This window comes from Parafrankia sp. EAN1pec (assembly GCF_000018005.1).
GTDB lineage: Bacteria > Actinomycetota > Actinomycetes > Frankiales > Frankiaceae > Parafrankia > Parafrankia soli.
This window is the reverse complement of sequence record NC_009921.1, coordinates 5,295,562-5,312,828: the sequence shown is the minus strand read 5'-3', so window position 1 is coordinate 5,312,828 and position 17,267 is coordinate 5,295,562. Positions and strand designations below refer to the sequence as shown.

11 protein-coding genes and 4 pseudogenes are annotated in these 17,267 nt (G+C 68.8%); 6 read left to right on the top strand and 9 right to left on the bottom strand.

Features of this window, described 5'->3' with window-relative positions; genetic code table 11:
• Positions 1-29 precede the first annotated feature (29 nt).
• Positions 30-1,137 (bottom strand): annotated as a pseudogene (locus tag FRANEAN1_RS43885) (integrase core domain-containing protein).
• Between the two features lie 296 nt (positions 1,138-1,433).
• On the opposite strand from FRANEAN1_RS43885, the pseudogene FRANEAN1_RS21615 reads away from it, so the two are divergent.
• Positions 1,434-1,961: pseudogene (locus FRANEAN1_RS21615) on the top strand (IS6 family transposase); the annotation flags it as partial.
• A gap of 24 nt (positions 1,962-1,985) precedes the next feature.
• The gene (locus tag FRANEAN1_RS21610) at positions 1,986-2,399 is read left to right on the top strand and encodes a GGDEF domain-containing protein (protein WP_020461950.1); all 414 of its coding nucleotides are present in this window, start codon (positions 1,986-1,988) and stop codon (positions 2,397-2,399) included.
• Between the two features lie 48 nt (positions 2,400-2,447).
• Here FRANEAN1_RS21610 and FRANEAN1_RS21605 read toward each other — a convergent pair whose 3' ends face one another.
• The 5 genes and pseudogenes from FRANEAN1_RS21605 to FRANEAN1_RS21585 all read right to left on the bottom strand — a co-directional run bounded on the left by FRANEAN1_RS21605 (position 2,448) and on the right by FRANEAN1_RS21585 (position 7,693).
• Complete coding sequence (locus FRANEAN1_RS21605) at positions 2,448-4,118, bottom strand: sensor domain-containing diguanylate cyclase (RefSeq protein WP_020461949.1); 1,671 nt, start codon at positions 4,116-4,118, stop codon at positions 2,448-2,450.
• A 284-nt stretch (positions 4,119-4,402) separates the two neighbouring features.
• Complete coding sequence (locus tag FRANEAN1_RS21600; RefSeq protein ID WP_020461948.1) at positions 4,403-4,846, bottom strand: IS110 family transposase; 444 nt, start codon at positions 4,844-4,846, stop codon at positions 4,403-4,405.
• A 319-nt stretch (positions 4,847-5,165) separates the two neighbouring features.
• Positions 5,166-6,322: pseudogene (locus tag FRANEAN1_RS21595) on the bottom strand (IS30 family transposase).
• Positions 6,323-6,447: 125 nt separating this feature from the next.
• Entirely contained in the window at positions 6,448-6,696 is a 249-nt protein-coding gene (locus FRANEAN1_RS21590; protein WP_020461945.1) for an AMP-binding protein, read from the bottom strand.
• A gap of 244 nt (positions 6,697-6,940) precedes the next feature.
• Positions 6,941-7,693 (bottom strand): SDR family NAD(P)-dependent oxidoreductase, encoded by a 753-nt coding sequence (locus FRANEAN1_RS21585; RefSeq protein ID WP_020461944.1) that lies wholly within the window; start codon positions 7,691-7,693, stop codon positions 6,941-6,943.
• A gap of 192 nt (positions 7,694-7,885) precedes the next feature.
• Here FRANEAN1_RS21585 and FRANEAN1_RS21580 point away from each other — a divergent pair, with 192 nt between their 5' ends.
• Together FRANEAN1_RS21580 and FRANEAN1_RS21575 are read left to right on the top strand one after the other, a co-directional pair.
• A complete protein-coding gene (locus tag FRANEAN1_RS21580) occupies positions 7,886-8,482 on the top strand; it encodes a winged helix-turn-helix domain-containing protein (protein WP_347176705.1) in 597 nt (198 codons plus the stop codon).
• The gene (locus FRANEAN1_RS21575) at positions 8,407-9,027 is read left to right on the top strand and encodes a transposase (RefSeq protein ID WP_020460718.1); all 621 of its coding nucleotides are present in this window, start codon (positions 8,407-8,409) and stop codon (positions 9,025-9,027) included. The genes FRANEAN1_RS21580 and FRANEAN1_RS21575 overlap by 76 nt, the downstream gene beginning before the upstream one ends.
• Positions 9,028-9,046: 19 nt before the next feature.
• Here the strand turns inward: FRANEAN1_RS21575 and FRANEAN1_RS43880 are convergent.
• Both FRANEAN1_RS43880 and FRANEAN1_RS21565 read right to left on the bottom strand, forming a co-directional pair.
• Positions 9,047-9,931: pseudogene (locus tag FRANEAN1_RS43880) on the bottom strand (integrase); the annotation flags it as partial.
• Between the two features lie 339 nt (positions 9,932-10,270).
• Complete coding sequence (locus tag FRANEAN1_RS21565) at positions 10,271-12,187, bottom strand: hypothetical protein (protein WP_157472746.1); 1,917 nt, start codon at positions 12,185-12,187, stop codon at positions 10,271-10,273.
• Positions 12,188-12,212: 25 nt separating this feature from the next.
• Between FRANEAN1_RS21565 and FRANEAN1_RS41380 the strand changes: the two genes are divergently transcribed.
• Entirely contained in the window at positions 12,213-12,653 is a 441-nt protein-coding gene (locus FRANEAN1_RS41380; protein WP_157472745.1) for a hypothetical protein, read from the top strand.
• A 580-nt stretch (positions 12,654-13,233) separates the two neighbouring features.
• Complete coding sequence (mraY, locus tag FRANEAN1_RS21560) at positions 13,234-14,301, top strand: phospho-N-acetylmuramoyl-pentapeptide-transferase (RefSeq protein WP_020461941.1); 1,068 nt, start codon at positions 13,234-13,236, stop codon at positions 14,299-14,301.
• 1,517 nt (positions 14,302-15,818) lie between these two features.
• Here the strand turns inward: mraY and FRANEAN1_RS21550 are convergent.
• Complete coding sequence (locus tag FRANEAN1_RS21550; protein ID WP_020461939.1) at positions 15,819-16,445, bottom strand: TetR/AcrR family transcriptional regulator; 627 nt, start codon at positions 16,443-16,445, stop codon at positions 15,819-15,821.
• Positions 16,446-17,267 lie beyond the last annotated feature (822 nt).

The following is a 17,267-nucleotide window of genomic DNA, read 5'->3' as shown; positions in this document are numbered from 1 at the left end:
GTGGCTGACGTGATCGTCTGGGGGTGTCGTCAGGCGGCGTTGCGGTACTCGTTGATCAGCCCGCCGAGGATGCGTGTGCGACGGGCGGTGGAACCCGGGGTCGGGGTGACCACGGGTGGTGAGTCGGGTGGGTGCTGGCTGAGGGAGCGGTGGGGCCGGTGGGTGTTGAAATGCTCGACGTAGCCGGTAAGGACCGAGGTCAGGTGCCGTTCGGAGACGATCAGTAGTCGGTCGGTGCATTCGCGGCGGACGGTGCCGACCCAGCGTTTCGCGATCGTGTTCGCTTTCGGTGACTGTGGCGGTGTGCGCATCACGTCGATGCCGGCCCCGGCGAAGGCAGCGTCGAACGAGGCCGTGAATTTCGTGTCGCGGTCACGGATGAGGAGCCGGAACCGGTGGCCACGCTCGTCGAGGTCCATCAGCAGGTTCCGTGCCTGCTGGGTGACCCACGCCGTGGTCGGGTGTTTCGTGGCCCCGAGGACGTGGACGTGGCGGGTGGTGTGTTCGACGACGAAGAGCACGTGGATCCGTTGGAGGAACGCGGTGTCCACGGTGAAGAAGTCGCAGGCCAGCAGGCCAGCGGGCCTGGGCGGACAGGAACGTGCGCCAGGAGGTGTCGGCCCGGCGGGGTGCGGGGTCGACACCGGCGCGGTGCAGGATCCGCCAGACAGTGGCGACCCCGACCGTGTAACCCAGCCCGACGAGCTCGCCGTGGATCCGGCGGTGGCCCCAGGTCGGGTTCTCCCGTGCGAGGCACAGGACCAGATCGCGGATCTCCCGGCGGACCGGTGGCCGTCCGGGCGACTTCCGTGGGTAGGTCCATTGTCGTGCGAGGAGTTCCCGGTGCCAGCGCGGCACGGTGGCGGGGGTGACGAAGAACGAACCCCAGCGGGCCCGGGGCAGCAGCCGGGACAGGGCTGCGAGGATCACCCGATCCTTCGGTTCCAGCGCCGGCCGGTTCACCTGCCGTCGCAGCACCGCCACTTGCTGCCGCAGGACGAGGAGCTCCGCCTCTTTCGCGGTGTCCCCACGGACCCGGAGCAGCATCAGTCCGAGAGTGTTGCGTGTCAGGGCGTAGAGCAGCGACCACACCATGGCCATCCAGCCTGCCCGACACGGGCCCCGTCCGGCAGGCAAACATGCAGGTCACCGCCCGAATCGGGGTTCTGGAGCCCCACAGGGAGGAGCCGCCGCAGGTCGCCGAGTATCGGCCGCGCGGGACCGCTGATCGCCTCCGCCGGTCGGACACCCGAGGGGTTACCCCAGAACCTCCCGACCGTGCAAGAGCGCACAGCACCCAGCAGGCACGGCCGGACCGTCGACGCTCTTGCACGGCCAGGAGAACCCGGGGTGAGGCGCAGCCTGCCCGCCCGACGGAGGAGATCAGCTCAGGCGGCGGTCCGCGTGAAAAGTGAAGTTCGCTGACCTGTTGCGTGCAGCGCTTCACGCCCCTGTTGGTCGACGCGGCCCGGTCGTACCGGCACCGGCCTGGCGGGAGGTGGTTCATCGATGAGACCTACGTCAAGGTCGCCGGCCGCTGGACCTACCTCTACCGTGCGGTCGACCAGCACAGCCAGGTCATTGACGTCCTGGCCAGCACCCGCCGCGACCAGGCGGCTGCCCGCCGATTCTTCGTTCGAGCGCTGACGCATGGGCGCCGGCCGGTCAAGGTCACTACCGACAAGGCCCCGGTCTACCCGCGGATCCTCGACGAGCTCCTCCCCGAGGCCTGTCACGTCGACGCCGCCCGAGAGAACAACCGGATCGAAGCCGACCACGGCCGGCTCAAGGCAAGGCTTCGGCCCATGCGCGGTCTGAAACGTCTCCGCTCCGTCCAGACCGTCAGCGCCGGCCACGCCCTCGTGCAGAACATCCGACGCGGCCACTACGAACTCGCCGCCGCCGCCGACCCACGGCCGAGGCTCGCCGCCGCGTCCACCGAACTCGCCGCCGCCGTCTGACCGACAGCCGCCCCGGCCGCTGGCATGCACCGCCTTCGCCGAACGCAACAGCGCCCCGCCGGCGACCGCTGCCTCGAGCGGGTCGCCGCCTGCCTGGCCAGGAACACCGGTGCCGGGCACCTGGCCGCCCGCTACGGCGGTGAGGAGTTCGCCATCGTCATGCCCGGCGCCGAGGCCGAGGAAGCTGGTCGCCGGGCCGAGGAGCTCCGGCGCGCCGTGGCGAACCTCGCCGAGCCGCACCCGGCGATCCGCGGGGTCACCATCACCATCACCATCAGCGTCGGCTTCGCGGCGCTGACCCCCACCGCCGACGACCACCAGCGGCGGCTGGTCGGCCTCGCCGACGAAGCCCTGTACCGGGCCAGCGGCACGGACGCAACCAGGTGGAGGCGGCGAGGCCCAAGGACGACCATGCCCGCGCCACCGGCTACGAACTGATGCCCTGACCAGCGGATCGCTGTCCACCTCGGACAGCGGTCGAACCCCTCAGCCATGTTGGACGAAGCACCGACCCGGGCCTGCCCGCTTCGCGGTGTACATGGCGATGTCGGCGGCGTTCAGCAGACGGTCGGCATCGGTGAGGTCGCATCCCGACACCGCGACACCGGCGCTGGCGGTCACGTTCACCCGCCCGCCGTGCAGGGCGATCGGTCCGTCGAGGCTCGCCAGCACCCGACGTGCCACCCGTTCGACCTCGGTCGCGCCGGTCACCCGCGGACAGACGACGGCGAACTCGTCGCCGGCGAGCCGCGCCACCACATCGCTCGCGCGAACCGCGGCCCGAAGCCGGCGGGCAACCTGCCGGAGCACCTCATCGCCAGCCAGATGACCGCGAGAATCATTAATCGTTTTGAAGTTGTCCAGGTCGATGAAGATCACCCCGGTCTGCACACCCTCGTCGAATCCGTGTCGGAGGTCATCGTATAACCGCTCGAAGAGGGCGGCCCGGTTCGGCAGGTCCGTCAGCTCGTCGTGCGAGGCCCGGTAGCGGGCCAGCCGTTCCATCGCGAACCGCACCGCCGCCGCGCCAAGCACACCGGCAACCGCGTCGGCGAACTCCCGCTCCTGCGTCGACCACGGCCCCGTCGCGGACTTTCCGACAGTCCGTTCGTCAGCCCGGCCGCGGGTCGAGGCCGCCGGCTGGTCCCCGCGGTACAGGGTGAGCACGGCACTCGGCGCGCTGGGCTGGCCCAGCGGCACCGACAGCAGGTGGACGCCACGTCCAGCCCCGCCCGCGGTGGCGGTGGCGGTCGCGACGGGCTTGCCGCGCCCCTCGCCGGGATCGTCCCTCTCCCGCGGCCTCCCTTCAGGCCCGACGGTCCGAGGGCCGAGAACGGACCTGGCGCTCTCCCACAGCTTCACGGCCACCGCGGGGAGCGGCGCCGGTCCGGCCATGGCAGCCAGGCGGAGCTCGCGGTCGGGAACGACGACGTGCACGGCGACCATGGCGTCGAAGCGGCGGGCGACCACCTGCGCGGCCTCATCCCAGAGCTCCTCCGGTGCAATGCTGCGCAACGCCTGGCCGGCAAGATCCGCCAGCAGGCGCTGGTCCGCCTGGGCCTGTTCGCGTTCCGTGACGTCGATGGCGATGGCGGCGATGCAGTCGACCTCGCCGGACTCGGCGAGAGCCGGGCGTATGTGCAGGTCGATCCAACGGCCAAACGCCTGCATCAGCCCGATGCTCGGCTCTCCCGCCATGGCGCGCCGGATCATCGCGGTCGCATCCGGCAGGTAGCTGAATACTTCGAACACGGATTTATGCTCGGCTGCCTTGAGATCCTCGGCCATTCCTGGAATAACGCCTCCCCCGAGGACGGCTATTCGCCCGGCCCGGTTGACAAGTGCCGTGGAGACTGGGCTGTCTTCCAGAATCCGCGCGAGTTGTTCACGCGCGGTCTGCCCGACGGTCACGTCGATAAGCTGACCAAGGCAGCACCGCTCCGTCAGCCCGCCGCATTCCACCTCGTCCGTCACGCTCGCGCTGACCAGCAGGTAAATGACACTCCCACCAGGGCGCACGAGCCGTATCAAACGACGCGACACCGGGCTGCCGCAGCCCAGTAAGGAACCCAGCTCCCGCCAGTTCCCACCGCTGAACCGGACGTCAGGAGCCGTCCACGTGGTGCCAAGAAGCTCTGCGCTGTCCCGGCCAAGCATACGACAGGCAGCCGCATTGACACGCCTGACCCGCCGACTCGACAACCCCGTCAGAGTCAGCCCTATCTCGAGACGACCATAGAGCTCGTCGTCCCACGCCAAGACCGCCGTCTCGACCACTCCCGTGTCGAATCCGCATCCGGCAAACGATCACGCACATTAATACCCGCGCCCGGCTGGATACAAACGAACCCTGTTTATCCCGGAGCGTCCGTTTCGGGATACATGATGCCCATGCGCCATTCGGTGCGAGTGCGGCGGGAGGCGCTGACGCCCCTGTGTTGTCAAGTAGTCGCGGTGGCCGGTGGGTTGGTGCGCGGGATGGCGTTGTAGATCTCGCGGGCGATGTAGCGCTTGAGGCAGCGGACGATTTCGCGTGGGGTTTTGCCTTCGGTGAGGCGTCGTTGCTGGTAGGCGCGGGTGCGGGGGTCGCAGCGCAGCCGGGTGATGACGATGCGGTGCAGCGCGGAGTTGGCCTGGCGGTCGCCGCCGCGATGGAGGCGGTGTCGGCGGGTCTTCCCGGACGAGGCCTCGATCGGGCTCACCCCGCACAGTGCCGCGAAGGATCGGTCGCTGGTCAGCCGTCGCGGGTTGTCGCCGGCGACGATGAGCAGCGCCGCGGCGGTGTCCGGTCCGACGCCGACCCTGGCGAGCAGGGCGGGTGCGTGGCGGTTGAGCACGGCGGCCAACCGGCGGTTGAGGTCGTCGATCTCGGCGGTGAGCGCCACGATCCGGGTCGCGAGCTGGCGCAGCGTATAGCGCGCGGCGGTAGCTGTGTCAGTCGGCTCGACGTCCTCGAGCGTGGCGCATCGACGGACGAGTGTGGTGCGTGTGGGGCTCCGAAATTCGGGTTTCGGCCTGTGAGCTGGTCTTTTGCGGCTGATGTGATCGTCCGGGGGTGTCGTCAGGCGGCTCCGGGGGTGTCGTCAGGCGGCGTTGCGGTACTCGTTGATCAGCTCGCCGAGGATGCGTGTGCGACGGACGGTGGAACCCGGGGTCGGGGTGACCACGGGTGGTGAGTCGGGCGGGTGCTGGCAGAGGGCGGATTCAGCCGATGATTGCAACATCCGGGAGGTCGAGTGTTGCGACGAGCTTATCGAGCTGACTCGCCGGAGTCGTCCAGCCGAGGATCTTGCGGGGCCGCGCGTTGAGTTCGGCAGCGACGGCCGCCAGATCGGCCGCGGTGTGGACGGACAGGTCGGTGCCCTTCGGGAAGTACTGGCGCAGCAGCCCGTTCGTGTTTTCGTTCGAGCCGCGTTGCCAGGGTTTGGCGGGCTCGCAGAAGTAGACCGGGACACCGGTGGCAGCGGTGAACTCGTCGTGGCGGCTCATCTCGCTGCCTTGATCCCAGGTCAGCGAACGCGCCAGTGGGGTGGGCAGGCCGGAGATCTCGCGTACGAGCGCGTCGAGGACTTGGTCGGCACCGCGCCGCCGGGCAGGTGCAGCAGCGTCAGGTAGCGGGTGGAGCGCTCGACCAGGGTGGCGATGGCGGACCGGTTGCCCTGGCCGACGATGAGGTCGCCTTCCCAGTGACCGGGCTGGATCCTGTCCTGCACTTCGGCCGGCCGCTGGGTGATCAGGGTGCCGGGGCCGACGAAGCGGGTGGCGCGCTGGTCAGGACGGCGTCGCGGGCGGCGGGACCGTCGGCGGGTGCGTAGTTTCGTGGCGGTGTCGCGGTCCAGGCCGCCGCGTTCGGGCCGGTAGAGGGCCTGGTAGATGGTCTCGGGTGCGGCCTGCATGTCCGGGTCGTCGGGGAATTCCTGCCGGAGTGCGACGCTGATCTGCTCGGGGCTCCAGTGCTGGTCCAGGCGCTGCTGGACGAACTGGCGCAGCTGCGGGTTACACCGCAGCTTCCCGTCGGTGAACCGGGTGCGGCGAGCCACTGCGCGCTGTTCGGCCTGGTGAGGGTGGTAGACCCCGGAGTGCGGGTCGCGGTTGCGGCGGATCTCGCGGCTGATCGTGGCGGGGCTGCGGCCGAGTTGGCGGGCGACCTCCCGCATCGAGTTCCCGGTGCGCAGCAGGTCAGCGATGCGGACCCGCTCGTCCTCGGACAGGAACCGCGAGGACACCACACGCGGCTGCTGGGTGATCGGTGGGTAGGAGCGGGTACGGCCGGCGTGGTCGGTGCTGGTGCGCCCGTATCGCCACCGTGTTCCGGTCCTGCGGTTGATCCCGACCTCCCGGCACGCTACCGAGTTGCTCATGCCCTGCGCCATCAGCAGAAGGTAGTGATCACGCTTGGCTGCCTGCGGCTCAGGGCCTCGCTTGCGGACGTTCCACCGGGATCCGGTCATCGCAACACCTTTCGGGACTGGTGTTGCAACCACCGTTAGAACCCAAGTCGGAGAGTGGGGCCACTCGAATCACTCAGAGCCACCACGACCCACTCCCAGCGGTTCTGCGAGTACAGCGATACCGGCTGACCTCGTCGGACGCTGCGGTCGACCAGCCAGGCGGCGACCCGGTCGCTGAGCGCGTCGAGCTCCGCGAATCCAAGCGTTCGGTCTGCCGTGATCAGTGCCGGCTTCGGACCAAATCGTGCCGCCGACGCGCGCAGGATGTTCCCCGGGCCCTCCATGGCCACCGCCTCCCGTCGAGATCCCGCAGCACACCGCAGATCTGGTCTCCGCGGCACACCCGATCGGGCGTGGCGCGCCGGCAGAACGTCTGGAGCCTCTGCGGAGCCGATGGCGTCGACGGACATCGTCTCTGGGCGGGGCCCCGCGTCGTGCCCTACCGGGACGCCGAAGAACCATGCCTGCGCCGGCCGAGAATGGGAGCGGAGTTCGCCCGTGACGGCGCCGCGGGACTGTCCCGATCTGTCAGCGACGTGGTGGTGTCCCGAGGGACATACCACCGTCGACAGCGAGGACCAGGCCGGTGACGTGGGCGGCGCGGTCGCTGGCGAGGTAAAGCGCGGCCTCGGCGATGTCGCCGGTCCTGCCCTGGTGCGGCAACGGCTGCAGGCGGATGACGGTGGCCTTGTCGAATGCGGCGTTGATGTCTGTGGAGATGTTGGCGGGGGCGATGCAGTTGGCCCTGATGCCGTGCTCGCCCACCTCCACCGCCAGGCACCGGGTGAACTGGACGACGCCGGCCTTTGCTGCCCGATAGGGCAGCATCCCGATTCCGGGGGTGATCCCGGCTCCTGAGGCAATGTTGACGATGGCGCCGCCGCCGTGATCGACCATGTGCCGGGCGGCGCTGCGGCTGCAGGCCATGACCCCGTATAGGTCGACGGCCACTACACGTTCGAAGTCGCGCAGGTCGTCGTCGAGGAATCGCCGCAGCCCACCGGACACACCGGCGTTGTTGCACAGCACGTGAAGTCCGCCGAAGTGCCTGATCGTGAAGTCGACGAGTGCCTGAGTCTGAACGGGGTCGGAGACGTCAGTGCTGAAGAAAGTGGCGCGCTCACCAAGCTCCGCGGCGACGCCCTGACCACCGGCGTCGATGTCGGCGATGACGACCTTGGCGCCTTCGGTGACGAACCGCGTCGCGATCGCGACGCCGATCCCGTTGGCGGCACCGGTCACGATCGCGACCTTGCCTTCGAGGTCTCCGGTAGCCGTCATGCCGGAGTGAGTTCGACGTGCAGCCTCTGCAGGCCGTGCAGGGTGTAGGTCGGGATGTGGCAGGAGCTCCGGGCTCCTGGGGAACCGTGCTCTGCCTCAGGGATCCAGTCTGTCTTGCGATCCGACAGGCGCTCACGGGTGTTCCGGCCCTCGGTGCGGGCCGGCGGTGCACCGGGGCAGTACTGATGGTTAATGCACGGGGTTAATGCTGCTGGTGATGGCTTGTGGTGTGTGGGTACATCTATCGGCATGAGGTATGCGACGGGTGGCGGGTTGACGCCCGCCGGGCAGGTGGAACGGGAGCGGGTTCGGTTGGCCGCGGCGGACAGGTTCGCTGCGGGAGCGACACGGACGGAGGTGGCGCGGGAATTCAAGGTGACCCCGAAAACAGCGGGCTGCTGGTATCGGGCATGGGAATCGGGGGGTGCGGCGGCGTTGCGGTCGACCGGTCCGGTGTCCTCGTGCCGGTTGGATGATCGGGATCTGGCCCGGTTGGAGGCGATCTTGCGTCGGGGGCCGGGGGTGTATGGCTGGACCGATCAGCGGTGGACCCTGGCCCGGGTCGCGCAGGTGATCAGGCGGGAGTTCGGGATCACCTACACCGTGCCGGGGGTGTGGATGCTGCTGGACCGCAACGGCTGGTCGTGCCAGCTGCCGGTGCGGCGCGCGGTCGAACGTGATGACACTGTGGTCGAGGAGTGGAAGGACCGGGGATGGCCGGCGGTAAAACCACCGCGGCGGCCCGGGGTGCCTGGGTCTGTTTCCTCGACGAGACAGGGCAGGGCCTGAGGCCGCCACGTGGACGGACGTGGGCGCGCCGCGGGGTGACCCCGGTGGTGCGGGTGCCGGGGCGGGGTGGGGCCGGGCGGGTGAGTGTGGTCGGGATGGTCTGCTACAAACCCGGGCAGCGGGCCCGGCTGGTCTACCGGGTCCGGGTCAGTCACGGCCGTTCGGGTGAGCGCAAGGGGCTGTGCTGGGCGGATTGTCGGGATCTTCTGCTGGCCGCGCACGTGCAGCTTCCCGGGGGTCGGCTGGTGGTGGTGTGGGACCGGTTGAACATCCACCTCCAGGCGCAGATGGCCGCGTTTCTGGCCGCGCACACCGGCTGGATCAGTGTTGTGTGGCTGCCGGCCTATGCGCCCGATCTGAATCCCACGGAGGGTGCCTGGTCGTATCTGAAACGCACAACCCTGGTGCATCTGGCTGCCCGTGGTATCGACGAGGTATTTCAGGCGTTCAAGCATGGACTGAAATGTATGCAGTACCGGCCCGAGCTTCTCGTCGGGTTCCTTGCCGAAACCGGACTGGCCTGGGAAAATCTCCGATCAAAATAACCTCGCACATTAATCATCAGTAGCTGGCGAGGACCGCGGTCAGGTGCCGTTCGGAGACGATCAGGAGTCTGTCGGTGCATTCGCGGTGGGCGGTGCCGATCCAGCGTTCCGTGATCGCGTTCGCCGTCGGGGCTTGCGGGGGGTGTGCGTACCACGTCGATGCCGGCCCCGGTGAAGACAGCGTCGAAGGAGGCCGTGAACTTGGTGTCGCGGTCACGGATAAGGAACTGGAACCGGTGGCTGTGCTCCTCGAGGTCCATCAGTAGGTTCCTGGCCCGTTGGGTGACCTACGCCGTGGTCGGGTGCTTCGTGACCCCGAGGACGTAGATGTGGCGGGTGGCGTGTTCAACGACGAAGAACACGTGGATCCGTTGGAGGAACGCGGTGTCCACGGTGAAGAAATCGCAGGCCAGCAGGCCAGCAGGCCAGCAGGCCAGCAGGCCTGGGCGGACAGGAATGTGCGCCAGGAGGTGTCGGCCCGGCGGGGCGCGGGGTCGACGCCGGCGCGGTGCAGGATCCGCCAGATGGTGGCGACCCCGACCGGGTAGCCCAGCCCGGCGAGTTCGCCCTGGATGCGGCGGTGGCCCCAGGTCGGGTTCTCCTGTGCGAGGCGCAGGACCAGATCGCGGATCTCCCGGCGGACCGATGGCCGTCCGGGCGACGTCCGAGGGTAGGTCCATTTTCGTGCGAGGAGGTCACGGTGCCAGCGCAGCACGGTGGCCGGGGTGACGAAGAACGAACCCCAGCGAGCCCGGGGCAGCAGCCGGGACAACGCCGTGAGGATCACCCGATCCGCCGGTTCCAGGGCCGGACGCTGGACCTGTCGTTGCAGCACCGCCACCTGGTGTTGCAGGACGAGGAGCTCCACGTCCTTCGCGGTGTCGCCGCGCACGCGGAGCAGCATCAGTCCGAAAGCGTTGCGTGTCAGGGCGTAGAGCAGGGATCACACCATGACCATCCAGCCTGCCCGATGTGGGCCCCGTCCGGCAGGCAGACGCGCAGGTCACCGCCCAAATCGGGATTCTGGAGCCCCACAGGCACCGGAGCTGGCATTGCGGTCGATCAGCGTCGACGGTACAAGATGGTCGTGATCGCGAATTCCCGCGGTCACGACCGCGAACTCCTGCGGGGGACGGACAGTCCGGGCTGATGGTCGAGGCCATGGCGGACGACGTCCGCGCGTGGCTCGTCTACCTTCTTGACCATTGTTCGGACGGCTACGCGAACAACTGATGGTGTTGCCTCACATGGCGTTGACATTGAGGCTGAGGTGTTCGGACCCGTCGGCGACGGTGACGACGGTGCCGCCTTCGACCGGATACACGTTGGTCATATGGAGGAACTGGTCGTCCTGAGCGACGACCTGCACCGCGCCGCTGTCGGTCACTGCCAGGACGACGTCGTCGCTGACCACCAGCGGGCGGCCATCGGCATCGAGGCCGAGTTGAGCGCGCATCAGCGTGAGCTGCTCGGGTCGCACCCCGTGCCGCAGCTGAACCGAGACCGGCGCTGTGTCGGCATCCACGGCGTCGATCACCGTGCGGGCGTCCTGGCCGTCGAAGCTCAGCAGGCGGCCTTCGCTCAGCAACCAGCCGCGACCATCGGGCCCGATCACGCCGTCATCGACCGGGCCGTCGAAAACCTGCCGGGCCTGACCGTCAACGAGCTCGAAGGCTCCGTCGGGGGTGCCCAGCAGCGGCGGTCCGCCCGTGAGATCGGCGATGAGCATCGACCCGCCGTAGTCGTCGATGCCTCTGACGGGTTCAGCGCGCTGCTCGGGCTCGCCAGGTCGTCCATGCACCAGCCGATGGTTCTCGGGGTCGGTCTCGTCAACCTCGACCCACCACATGCCGCCGGTCCCATCGGGCACCACAGAGCCGAGGCTCCCGTCCCGACGCCGTCCCACCGACGTGCGATCGCCGTCCGGGTCGACGACGAACAACTCGGTGCTCTTCCCGGCCCCGGCGCTCGCATCTGCCCAGCGGCCGTCGACGCCGAGGGGGACACCCAACCGGCTGCCAGCGGAGTCCGACACCGCATCCAGCGTCGCCGGCGGCGCGAATGGCGTCGGCGATGCCACACAGTCAGCGCTCGGCGATGGTAGGTCTTCCAGGTGCTTGGCGGCGTCGGGCAGCACCCATAGCGCGTCGGGCTCCTCGGGCGCGTCGATGGCCAACACGAGGGAACCGCTGTCCTCCAGCGTCATCGCGGCCACCCTGCCAGGCGCAGCAGCCGCCACCTTTCGTAGCACGCCGCCGGAATCGAGGTGCGCGATGACCGGCCTGTCGTCATAGGGTTCCGCGTGGATGGCGAACCACGTACCGCCTGCGTCGTCGCGGCTGAGTGTCGTCCACGGCACGAAGGGCAAGTAGCTCGCCGTGCTGTCACTGGTGAGCCCGCACGCCGGATCGAGCCCGCCGGCCAGCGTTTCACTCACCGGTCCATCCGTGGCCGCGGCGGCGCCCAGCCGCACCAGCCGCGAACCGTCTCGCGGATCGTCCGGCACGGTCAGCGCGCCCTCGTCAACGGGCAGCAAATCAACGGCACCCGGGCTCGTGTTGCCAGGTGCCGCGATCTCGATCGCCGGGAGGTCCACCGCATCGACGACCTGCCCGTCACGCACAGCGGACACATCCAGACGACGCAACGTGCCAGGCGCGTCGTCGAACGCTCGCAGCCACACCGACCCGTCGACTCCCACCCGGCTTGCCTCTCCGACATCGGTCACCCGCATCTCGAACGGACTGCCGGGCGTCACGTTCCAGACGGCGAGTTCGGAGTACCCGTCCCACCGCGCGATGCGATCGCCGGTCACACCCAGCATCAAGCCTTCTCGCGCCACCCGGCCGGAGACCTCGGACGGCAGCCTGGCGAGCACCTCCGCACGCCCGCGACCGTCGACCGTGACCAGCCCTTGCCAGGTAGCCACCGCCGCCCTGCCGTCGACAACGGTCAGGCGGAGATCGTCAACCGATGCCGGCAGCCCTCGCACACCACTGCGGAACTCTCCGTCCCGCAGTTCAGCCAGCCCGACGTACGGACCCGAGGTTCGCCCCGCGAAGGACCCTCCCAGGCCAGGAGCTGGCACGACCAGCACCAGCACCCCCACAGCCACCCCCACCAGCGGCACCCAACGCACGCGCCCGGCCATGTGGACCACGCCACTAACCGCCAGGGCCGCAGCGGTGAGCCCGGCGCACGAGGCCACCACTGCTCCCCACGCAGCGCCGCTCGCCCAACCCCAACTCGCCCGGGACGTGACCGCCGTGGCCACGGCTGCCGTGCCTGACGCTGCGACCAGCACGCGGGCCAAACCAGGTACTCGGCTGGCGCGGACGAACCACGCCACCACCACGACCGCAGCTACGACCAGCAACACCACTACCACGGACCTGCCAGCGCCGACGATCTCGGTGCCAGACCACTGCTCGACCACCCCGCGGGCCGGGCCGCGCCCCAACACGACCGGACGCCTGCTCGCCTCCCACCAGGGCAACCACAGCGCGGCAGCCGCGATCACGCACAGCCCGACTCCGGCCACGATCGCGCGCTGCCCTGAACCCGACGACGGTGCCGCGCGCTCGTCGCCGCGTCGTTCACCCAGCAGCACCGTAGGTCCCTCCTGATCACCTGGACGCGAGGGCGGTCGCGGCACCACACAGCGCCGGCCGGCCGATTCCTGTACGCATCGCATGAACAGTCACCCGGTGACCCAAAGAACACGATGCCATCCGAGTCATCCCCGGCGCGAGGCAAAATGACGAAGTCCGCAGACTCGGCGGGTGCGGCGGATCCGCTCGTCCGCGCGCGTCCTCTGATTCCGGACTGACACTGGGATCGGTGTGTCCGTGCACGCGGCCCACTACAACGACGACGCCCGCGCCGCGCGCCAACTCCAACCGCCTCGACCACCCGATCGCCGACGTCACGACGGAACGGATCAAGCACCGACCCGTCCTCGGCGGCCTGATCAACGAATACGAATGAGCCACCTAAAATCCCAGATCAACACCAGTAGCCGAGTTCTGGCACCCCACGGCCGGTGCGATGTGGTTCTGGTGAAGGCGAGCCGGTCGTAACGCTCGAGCAGGTAGCCGAGAGACTGGACTGCAGTGGGTGGGGACGGCGCCGCGATCGAGGGGATCGAGAACACGTGGAACACGGTGGGACACTCCGGCGAACCAGGCGTGCGCGGGTGACGCTCGCGTGAGAGGAGTTCTCTTCGCGGCACTGGTCGCGCTGGTCATCTCCCTGCTCGGCACCCCGTCGGTGATCCGCTTCTTCCGGCGGCAGGGCTACGGGCAGGAGATCCGTGAGGACGGGCCGTCGAGCCACCTGACCAAGCGCGGCACGCCCACCATGGGCGGCACCGTCATCATCCTCGCCACCCTCGCCGGGTACTTCGTCTCGCACCTGGTCACCGGCATCGGCTTCACCGCCTCGGGCCTGCTGGTCCTGATGGTGATGACGGGCCTGGGCCTGGTCGGCTTCCTGGACGACTACATCAAGATCCGCAAGCAGCGCAGCCTGGGGCTGACGGCCCGGACGAAGTTCGCCGGCCAGGCCGCGGTCGCGCTGGCGTTCGGGCTGCTGGCCGTCCGGTTCAAGAACGACAGCGGGCTGCTGCCGGGCTCGACGTTCATCTCGGTCGTGCGCGACACCGGGTTCTCGATCGGCCTGATCGGCTTCCCGCTGCTCGCCTGGATCATCATCGCCGCGACCTCGAACTCCGTGAACTTCACCGACGGCCTGGACGGCCTGGCCGCCGGCACGTCCGCGATGGTCTTCGGCGCCTACGTGGTGATCTCCTTCTGGCAGTTCGGCAACGTCTGCGAGTCCGGGGCGCTGACCGAGGGCTGCTACTACGTGCGCGACCCGCTCGACGTCGCGCTGGTCTCCGCCGCCGCGATGGGGGCCTGTTTCGGCTTCCTGTGGTGGAACGCCAGCCCGGCGAAGATCTTCATGGGGGACACCGGCTCGCTCGCGCTCGGCGGGGCGTTCGCCAGCATCGCGATCGTCAGCCGCACCGAGCTGCTGCTGTTCGTGCTGGGGGGCCTGTTCGTCATCGAGACGCTGTCGGTGATGATCCAGGTGGCGTTCTTCAAGGCGACAAAGAGACGGGTGTTCAACATGGCGCCCATCCACCATCACTTCGAGCTCGCCGAATGGCCGGAGACGACGGTGATCATCCGGTTCTGGATCGTCTCCGGCCTGGCCGTAGCGTTCGGCCTGGGCCTGTTCTACGCCGAGTACCTTTCCCACGGGGGCGGTTGACCATGAGCGCATCCACCGCCGACGCAGCGTTCCGCATGTCGTAGTCCGGCAGGGCGGTTCACCGGGTGTTCGCCTCCTGCGGGCAGGAGGCGTTCCTGGAGGTGGATGTCCCGTGTACGTCCGCCACGGCCCGGAACACTAGGGCAGATCACCCTGGCTGATCCTCCGATTTCCGGGCCGTGGGCGGTGTCTCGCCGTCGCAGCCAATCTGGCCCTACCTGGCGGACGGGGGTCGTGGCCCGCGCCCCGTGTGCGGACGCACGACGGCGCGGCCGCGCTTTTCCGCTGGTAGACGGCCTCTTCTCGAGATTGGGATGGAAATCGTGGGGCCGGGGATGGCGGGGTAGCGGTTCGCATTGTGCGCGGTTCTGTCCACCGCCTCTGACCTGCGGAAATAGCTGGATTTATCGATCACTGCTTGATCGTTATATGGAAACGAGTGTGGCAACGGCGTCACACGATCTCAGTGATGGCCTGTCTCGGACCCCGGTTGACCTGCGAGAACGGTGGAATTGACCTTCCGCTTTCCGGGTGGGAGGTCACGAGGCCTGTGTTCACGGACGTTGCCACAAGGTATGGGCCCTGTATGGCAGCGGAGGTCGTCTGGCCCGGTCGTGTCGGTGCCATGACCTGCGACGGTGCTCAAGATCGAGCCTGGTAGGCCGTCCGCTTTTACGGCGGACGTTCTACGGGGCGCTCTCCCCCAGGGCTTCCTCATGAGGGCCTTGCCGAGAGGCGATGAGCAGGTGGTGCGGGACGACGACGGCTACTCCCTGACGTCGGCGCTGGTGGATCGCCAGCCCAAAGGAACTCCGGATCATCTGAGCGCGAGCGAGGAGGCCGGCGGCAGGCCTGGTCTTGACAGCCACGACCAAAAACATCGTCCTCCGGAGACCACCACACAACCGTGGAACTGCCCCGGCACACAACACGGCTGATAGTCGGACTCTCTCCGCCGGCGATCGAGTCTCGCTGGCGTGTTCGAGGGCGAGCGGGTTGCTGCTCGTGGGCCTGCGGCCCGCCGCTATGAGTACCTGCCGACCTTCATCCTGCGCGGCCTTGACCGTCCCGCACCTGGAGTTCGATCTCGCATGATCGCCGCCGCGTCGCGGCCCGGCGGCGGGCTCACCCACCGGGTGAGTCAGAGACTGACGCAGTCCGCTGGCATGGTGCCGTACCCGGAGGGGCGCACGGTTCCGGCGGCCGGGTGATCGTTCCCCCGGGACGCCCTGCTGCCGCACGAGCCGACAGTCATCGGCCCGTGCGTTCTGTTGAGCCGGCTGGGCGTGGGCGGAATGGGCGCTGTTCACTACGTGTGCGACCGGCGGGGGCGGCCGGTCGCGGTCAAGGTGATCAGGCCGGATCGGGCCGGGGACCAGGAGTTCCGCCGCCGTTTCTGGCGGGGGGTCGAGGCGGCCCATCGGCCTCGTCTGCACAACCGTCGTTCGTCAGGGGTGGGGTGCAACGAGCGCTCGCCCCCGGGTGCCGCCGAAGCCGCGGATGGGCCCGTGTCGGACTTACTTCGGCGTCTCTGTCTGCTGTCGGGGTGCGTCCGGGCGGGTGAGGTCGTCGCGGAGGGCCCGCAGGTAGGAGCGGAGGATCGCGGATCGGTCGACGAGGGTGGGGTTGAGCAGCCACTGGGTCTCGAGCCCGAGGGCGACGGCGACGATCTCGGCGGCTTTCGCCGCGGCATCGATGTCGCTGCGGATCTCGCCGCGTTGCTGCCCTCGCCGGATCTCGTCGGCGATGAGACCGCGGGTCTGCTGGTCGCGCTGGTCGAAGTAGTCGTGCAGGGGGTCCTCTGAGTCGAGGTTCTCCGCCCGCAGGACGGTCACCAGTCGGATGACGATGTCGGGTTCGGTCGGGGTCTGAAGGTCCTGGGCGCCGAAGATGCCCTTGCCCGCGTAGTCGGTTGTCGCCTGGTCCACGAGTTCGTCGCGCCGGGCCATGACGGCGCGGAGAAGATCCTCCTTGGTGCCGAAGTGGTGGAGGATCCCGCTGTGGCTGATGCCGATGCGCTCGGCCAGCTCGAGGAGCCCGGTCCCGCGGTAGCCGTGCCGGGCGAACAGCTCGACGGCCGCGTCGAGGATCTGCTCCCGCCGGGCGACCCCGCGGCGGTTCGGTGTTCCCTTCTTCGGTGGCATCAGCCGGGCACTCCCGATGGGCTTGACAAGGCGCGACCTCCGAATAAACATACAGCTCTGTCAGGAAGATGTGGTTCGGTTTCCCGGCGGACGACGAGCGGCTCCTGAGACGGCTCAGGCTGGTGACGTGATGTAGCGAACGTGGAGCTGGGGACTGCTATGGAACCACCGGAAGATCCCAGAGGTGTCGCGACGGGCGCTGGCGAGGCCGTCCGCGCATGGCGCTCATCCTCGGGAGGGGGCCATGCCCATCGCCGGCCCGACACCGCAGAGGCGTTCGGCGGGTTCGCGCCCATCGCGGCGGTTCCGGGGGCCGACGGAGACCCGAGTGTTTGAGAGACGGCATATGTCCGCGTCTAGGGCTTCGCGAGGGCCGGCCCTGCCAGTGCGATGGGCGACCGGGTGTGCGTCACTGGCGTGCGGAGGGGCCTGTATGCGCTCTCAGGCCTAAGTATGCCCGGTCAGGGCATTCCGGCCCGGCGGTGTCGGTTGGCTCTGCCATAACCTGTCGGGGCCCTTCGAGCCGTGGACCAGAGCGTTCGCGGTCGTCGGGCTTTTGGGACCTGCGCACCATCCCGCGGGGAGTATCTGACATTCCTGGGACGTCGGTGGTGCCGCGACCGTCCTAGGCCCTCGCCACATGGCACGACACCGTTGCCCCAGGCGGAGCTTCGACGGTGTGCTCGGGGTGTGGAACCAGTTCAGCCCTGACGGCGGCGTCTGTTCTTCGGCGGCCACGTCGTGCACCAGGCCGGCGAGGTCATCATCACACCGCCTTGCCGGGCCCCGCACCAACAGACGAACTTCACCTTCGGAAGGGCG